The 6,679-nt window shown below is 70.4% G+C and carries 4 protein-coding genes; 1 reads left to right on the top strand and 3 read right to left on the bottom strand.

Annotation, left to right across the window (positions count from 1 at the left end; translation table 11 throughout):
* Positions 1-116: 116 nt before the first annotated feature.
* The 3 genes from D7V97_RS37920 to D7V97_RS37910 form a co-directional block, all read right to left on the bottom strand.
* On the bottom strand, positions 117-2,543 hold the full coding sequence (locus D7V97_RS37920; protein ID WP_120615477.1) for a serine/threonine-protein kinase: 2,427 nt from the start codon (positions 2,541-2,543) through the stop codon (positions 117-119).
* 11 nt (positions 2,544-2,554) lie between these two features.
* A complete protein-coding gene (locus D7V97_RS37915) occupies positions 2,555-4,228 on the bottom strand; it encodes an adenylate/guanylate cyclase domain-containing protein (RefSeq protein ID WP_120615475.1) in 1,674 nt (557 codons plus the stop codon).
* Positions 4,229-4,352: 124 nt separating this feature from the next.
* Positions 4,353-5,288 carry a hypothetical protein gene (locus tag D7V97_RS37910; RefSeq protein ID WP_120615474.1) on the bottom strand — a complete coding sequence of 312 codons (936 nt, stop codon included), beginning with the start codon at positions 5,286-5,288 and terminating at the stop codon, positions 4,353-4,355.
* 71 nt (positions 5,289-5,359) lie between these two features.
* Between D7V97_RS37910 and truD the strand changes: the two genes are divergently transcribed.
* A partial coding sequence (truD, locus tag D7V97_RS37905; RefSeq protein WP_120615476.1) for a tRNA pseudouridine(13) synthase TruD occupies positions 5,360-6,679 on the top strand: 1,320 nt, incomplete at its 3' end.

Raw genomic sequence — 6,679 nt, 5'->3', positions numbered from 1 at the left:
GTCCATGCCCATGCCCACCCCCGCCCGGGAGCCTGACGGCCCCGCGAACGCGGAGCCCGGCGGGAGCAAGATGGAAACGGGCCGGTGGGGCGGCAAGCCCCACCCCGGGGGTGAGACTACTCGCCGGTTGCGACGCGGCGCACCGGGCGGGCCTGCAGCGGGCCCACCACCTTCAGGTCATCGAACGTGCACTTGAGGTTGCGGCACCCCAGCGCCAGCTTGCCCACGCGGCCCTCGAAGCCCGGGAGCATCTTGCTGGCGAAGAGCTTCTTGTTGAGGAAGGCGTCCACCCGCACGCCGTTCTTCTGCTTCTTCAGCTGCAGGCGCACCAGCAGCGGGCCCTGCCGGGGCAGCGGCATCTCGTCCCCGACGAGGTTGCGGGTGTCGTCGGCGCTGTTGCCCACGACCTCGCGCCCGTCCTCGGAGAAGTAGCGCCACGACAGGCGCATGCCCACGTCCGGGATGGCGAAGACGGACACCTGCACGTCGCGGATGCGGAACGCCAGCTCGCCGAAGTGCTGCGCGTCCTCCTCCACCGTGAACTCGCGGCCCAGCGGCTTCACGTCCATCAGCACCTCGGCCGTGAAGTCGTCGCTGATGAAGTAGCGGTGGGCCAGGTACGCGCGCGGCACCAGTCGCTCGCCGTCCGTCTCCATGCCGCCCTGCTGCACCTGCAGCTCGCCGTCCACCATGCGCCAGTCACCGCTGTGGACGTTGAGCTCCTCGGTGCCCTGCTCGAAGCCGACCTCCAGCGTGGAGGCCGTGCCGTCGCCGGTGGGCGGCGTGAGCTTGAGGCCGGAGAACACCTCGCCCTCCGTGTTGGGCGGCCAGTGCGCCTGCCCCGGCTTCACCTTCAGGCCCTGGGTGCCGAGGACGTACTTGTCGTCCTGGCCCAGGTGCAGGCTCACCGGCCCCACGAAGGCGCGCACCGCGAAGCCCAGCAGCGCGAGCCCGCCCACCACGGACAGGCCCGTGCGCACCCGGCCCCAGCCCGCGTGGAGCGTGTCCAGGATGACGGCTTCCGGCTTCGCCGGGAGCTTGCGGGTGGGCACCAGTTCCCCGCGTCCCCGCGCCAGCTCCGACGCCGGCGCCACGTGCGGCGACGACGAGGACGCCACCAGGGCCTCCAGCGCCTCGCACACCTCGCTCGCGGTGGCGTACCGGGCCTCGCGGTCCGTCTCCAGCAGCCGCTCCACCACCGGATCCACGCGCGGATCCAGGCCGCGCACGCGCTGGGACGGCAGCTTGAAGCGGCCCACGGGCAGCTCGCCGGTGAGCGCCTCGTACATCATCACGCCCAGCGAGAAGAGGTCGGCCCTGCCGTCCACGTTCTTCGCGTCCCGGCGCTGCTCCGGGGCCATGTAGTTGAGCGTGCCCATGGCCACCGACGTGGCGGTGAGCTGCTTCTGGGAGTCCGGCTGCCGGATGCCCGCGAGCCCGAAGTCCGCCACCTTCGCGTGCAGTCGCCCGTCCAGCAGGATGTTCTCCGGCTTGAGGTCGCGGTGGATGATGTTCTTGTCGTGCGCGCACTCCACCGCGCGCGCCACCTGCAGCAGCACCTTCAGCGCCTGCTGGGGCGGCAGCGGATCCGCGCCGCCCAGCGCGTGGCGCAGCGACTGGCCCTCCACGTACTCCATGACGAAGTAGTAGTGCTCGCCCTCCACGCCCCGGTCGATGATCTGCACAATGTTGGGGTGGCTCAGGGCCGCGAGCGCCGTGGCCTCCTTGTCGAAGCGCGACACGAACTCCGCGTCCTTCGCCAGCCGGGGCGGCAGCACCTTCACCGCCACCGTGCGCCCCAGGGACTGCTGGCGCGCGAGCCACACCTCGCCCATGCCGCCGCGCCCCAGCACCTCCAGCAGCTCCAGGCCCGGGAGCCGGGGCTTCGCCCCCGACACCACCGTCTCCGCGTCCTCCGCCCGGAATCCCGTGTCCAGCGGGGCCCGGGGCTCACGGGCGGGCGGCGCCTTCGGGCGCAGCACCGTGGCCTCGTCCAGCGCCGCGTCCCGGGGCTCCGGCGCCGACGACGGCAGCGCCACGCCGGACGTGTGCGCCGGCGGGGCCTCCTCCGCGGCCGGCACCAACGCCACGGGCACCTCACCCTCGCCCGACTTCCCCACGCCATCCGGTCGCAGGACGTTCATCGCGGTGCCCCCAGGGGACCCGGCGGCGGACTCCCCGCGCACGGCATCCACGGGCGGCCCGGCACTGCCCGGGGCTCCCGAAGGTGCGTCGCGCGGCTCCGTCTCCTGTCCCACCCTGCTGTCCTCCCTGCCCACCCCAACACCGGCGGTGGCGGAAGGTGACATCGACTCCGGCGGATCTCCCACCGTGCGCGGCGTGAACGTCACCGCGACGCCTGCTTCCTCTTCGATACGGGCTGGCGGCCGGCTGACCGACAGCTCGGCCGGACGGATGCTGGACACGTCCGCGCGGCGGACCTCGAAGCGGATGCCGCAGCGGCACACCACCTTCTGGCCGCTCACGTACACCCGGGTGTCGTGCACCGTGCCGCAGTTGGGGCACGACTGCGTCGTGGTCATGGCGCGCACGGTCAGCGCACCTTGCGGGAGGTGGAGGTGGTCAGCTCCGCGCCATGCACGCGGAAGGTCTGCACGCCCTTCTCCTTGCCCTTCACCTGGAGCATGGGCAGCTCCTCCACGTCGAAGCCCGGCCCGGACTTGCGCACCGTCGCCTCCGACGCCAGCACCTCGCCGCTCTTGGCGATGCCGCACAGCCGCGACGCGGTGTTGACGGTGTCGCCAATGGCGGTGAACTCGTGCCGCTCCGCGCTGCCCATGTAGCCCACGACGGCCTGCCCCGTGTTGACGCCGATGCCCACTTCAATGGGCTTCTTGCCGTCCAGCACCCGCTGCCGGTTGAGCTCCGTGACGGCGTCCTGCATCTCCAGCGCCGCCCTCAGCGCCCGGGCCGGATCATCCGGGTGCGACGAGGGCGGCCCCCACACCGCCATCACGCAGTCCCCGATGAACTTGTCCAGGTTGCCCTCGTAGCGGAACACCACGTCCGCCATGGCGGTGAAGAAGCTGTTGAGCATCGACACCACCTCCTGCGGCGAGTCGCTCTCCGCCAGGGTGGTGAAGCCGCGGATGTCCGCGAACAGGCAGCTCACCTCCGCGAGCCGGCTCTGGCGCAGGTCCTCCGTGCCGCCGTTGATCACCGCGTCCGCCACCGCCTTGGACAGGAAGCGCGACAGCTCCGCGCGCGTCACCGCCTCGTTGCGGATCTGTTCGGCGAGGGCCGCGTTCTCCAGCGCGATGCCGGCCTGCGCGGCGATGCCGGACAGGATGGTCAGGTCCTTCTCCGAGAAGGCGTTGATCTGCTGCCGGCTGTCCAGGAACAGCACCGCCTGGATGTCGCCGTTCACCATCAGCGGCACCGCCATGGCGGAGCGGATGCCCTGCGCCACGATGCTCTCCGCGGCGGAGAAGCGCTCGTCGATGATGGCGTCCGCCGTCAGCACCGCCTTGCCCGTCTCCACCACGCGCTTGAGCACGGTGTCCGACAGCATGACGTTGACCTGCTTGCCCTGCCGGTGGTGCACCGCGGCCGGGATGAACTCCCCCTCCACGCCCACCTTCAGGATGACGCCGTGGTCGGCCGCCAGGAGCTCGAAGGCCACCTTGAGGATCTGCTCGAACAGGTCCGCCTGGTTGCCCTTGAGGCTCACCTGCCGGTGGAACTCGTGCGCGATGCGCAGCTTCTCGTAGTCCCGGCGCAGCGCGGCGGTGTCCGTCACCTGTTCGGACGGGCGGAAGTTCTGCGGCACCTGGTCCATCTGCGCCAGGAAGGCCGGCATGGAGACGGCGTTGGCCACCACCGTCACGCCCGGCAGCGTGGGCGGGTTGTTGCCCTGCCCCGGCGCCGCGTCACCGCCGTGGAAGACGAGCCGCGAGGAGCCCAGGGCGATCTCGTCCCCGTCGCGCAGGCGCATCTCCCCCGTCACCCGGCGCCCGTTGACGAAGGTGCCGTTGGACGAGTTCAGGTCGCGCAGGACGAAGTCGCGCCCCACCTTCTCGATGGTGGCGTGCTCCTTGGACACCTCCCGGTCCACGAGCCGGAGCGTGTTGGACGGGTGGCGGCCGAGCGACGTCGTCGGTCCCAAGGGGAACTCCCCCAGCGTACCGTCCGCGAACCGCCCCGTCAGGTGCGGCCCGCGCGGGTGCGACCCGGACCTGGGCGGGAATGGGGCGGGTGCCTGGTTCACGCGCGAATCCTCACCGGCCCGGACATTACCAGAGCCTTCTCCCCCAAAGGAACGCTCGCGTCCACCCCCCACGGGCTGGCCACCGCCACCCTGCACGGCCGGTCAGTCCCCGGGGATCCCCCGCTCATATCGAAGGCGGGGCCACCGTCCCCGGAGCCGCGGGTGCCGCTGACGCGGCGGGCCTGGGGCCGGGCGAGCGGAAGGCCAGCCCGATGGACGGCAGGAAGGTCATCCCACCGATGTCCCGCTTCAGCCCGAAGATGTTCGGCTTGCAGAAGACGTAGCCGCCCGTCAGCTCGGCGTAGATGTGGACGTAGCGGTACCCCAGCGCGATCCCCACCGTGGAGCCCACGAAGTGGCTCGACACCGTGGCGGGCAGGCTCACGTCGAACCCCGTCACCGGCGCGCCCTGCTTGGAGAAGTCCACCAGCTCCGGGTCCATGCGGGTGTGGCTGTAGACGTACTTGGGGGCGCCGTAGAGCTTGAACACGTCGCCGTACTCCGCGCTCATGTACAGGGGCACCTCCACGTCGTAGCGGCTGAAGTCCCCCAGCTCCACCACCTCCAGCACGTCCAGCACCGCCCCGGAGAACAGGTGCTTGGACACCCCCAGCCCCAGGGCCAGGTCATAGGAGCGGTTCCTCGCCTCGCCTCCGTGGGCCAGCCGCACCTTGCCGTCGAAGCGCAGGGAGTTACCGCTGTAGCGCCCGCCCAGGTCCAACCCGTCCAGCACGCCCACCCGCACCATCAGCTCCGGGTTGATGCCCGGCGGGGCCACCACCAGCGCGACGCCCGCGGTGAGCAGGCGCTGCTGATCCTCCTCGGACAGCTCGTAGGCGCGCCCCTCTTCGATGGCGTCCTTCGCCTCCCGCCCCTGGTCGATGCCCACGTCCACCACCTGGGCGAAGGTCCCCACCGGCGCGAACACCCCCACGCTGCCCGTCACCTGGACCTGGCCGGGAGCCAGCGTCTTCGCGGTCTGCATCGTCGAGAGCGGGGTGGCACAGCCAGCGCCGAGGCCGGCGAGTCCCAGGAGGAGGAGGACGGGAAGAGGTCTCATGGGGTTGCAGGTTATGCCCAATTCGGGCGCGAACGCTTCAATCCGCGCGTCCACGCTGGTAAGGGGGTGTCGTGCGAATCAAGCAAAAACCCGAGGACTTCTCCGTGAAGGAGTCCTACCGCTTCGACGAAGCCGCCAATGGGCGGCATCGTGTCTACCTCATGGACAAGCAGAAGCTGTCCACCTTTGACGCGGTCAACCGCCTCATCACCACGTTCGGCTTGAAGCCGGGCTCCATCAGCTACTGCGGCCTGAAGGACAAGCAGGGCCGCACCGAGCAGATCATCGCGGTGGATGGCGCGGACGTCGACATGCAGCAGCCCGACCTGCGCCTGAAGTTCCTGGGCCGCACGGACAAGGCGCTCTCCGCGCGCAACATCACGTCCAACCGCTTCTCCGTCACCGTGCGCGACATGACGCACGACTCGCTGGCGCCGCTCAACCTGGCCACCGCCGAGGTCAACCGCCTGGGCGTCGTGAACTACTTCGACAGCCAGCGCTTCGGCGCGCTCAAGCACGGCCAGGGCTTCATCGCCAAGGACATCATCCGCGGCGACTTCGAGGCCGCGCTGCACAACTACTTCGCCCGCCCCTCGGAGCTGGATCGCACCGAGGACGCCAAGGTGAAGGGCTTCTGGCGCGACAACTGGGGCCGCTGGGACGCGCGCGTGCCCTTCGAGGGCGCGAAGAAGTACCACCGCATCCTGAAGAGCCTGCGCGACCAGCCGGGCGACTGGATGCGGGCGTTCTTGCAGATCGACTCGGACTACCGGGCGATGATCCTCTTCGAGTACCAGAGCTACCTCTGGAACGAGGGCGTCCGGCGCTACCTGCAGCTGCTCTTGCCGCGCGAGCACATGTTCCCCATGCGCTACCAGGCCGGCACGCTCCTGCACTTCCGGGACGCGAGCCCAGAGGTGCTGGCCACGCTGCGCGAGGCGACGTTCCCACTCGTCGGGCCGGACACCACCTTCAAGGATCCGAAGGTGGCGGAGGCCATGGCGTGGGTGCTGGGCAAGGAGAAGCTCCAGCTCGCCGACCTGCGCATCAAGAACGCGGAGCGGCTGCTGTACTTCAAGGAGGAGCAGCGCCCGCTCCTGATGTTCCCGCACAAGCTCGTCGTGGGCCGCACGCAGAACGACGACGTGAACCGCGGCGCCATCAAGGTCAACGTGGCCTTCACGCTGCCTCCGGGCGCGTACGCCACGCTCGTCATCAAGCGCCTGTTCCACTTCGAGTACACGGAGGACACGAAGGAGGAGGTGCGCGCCTCGCAGCGCCCGCGCCTCGTGGCCACCGAGCGGGCCGAGGCCCACGTCGAAGAGGCCCAGCGCATCGCGCGCGAGACCGAAGGCCCCTCGCGCCACCGCGCGCTGGCGAGCCACGCCACC

It is taken from the genome of Corallococcus sp. CA053C, assembly GCF_003611675.1.
In the GTDB taxonomy this organism is placed as follows: domain Bacteria; phylum Myxococcota; class Myxococcia; order Myxococcales; family Myxococcaceae; genus Corallococcus.
The sequence above is the reverse complement of the archived record's forward strand: the minus strand, read 5'-3'. Positions and strand labels throughout refer to the sequence as shown.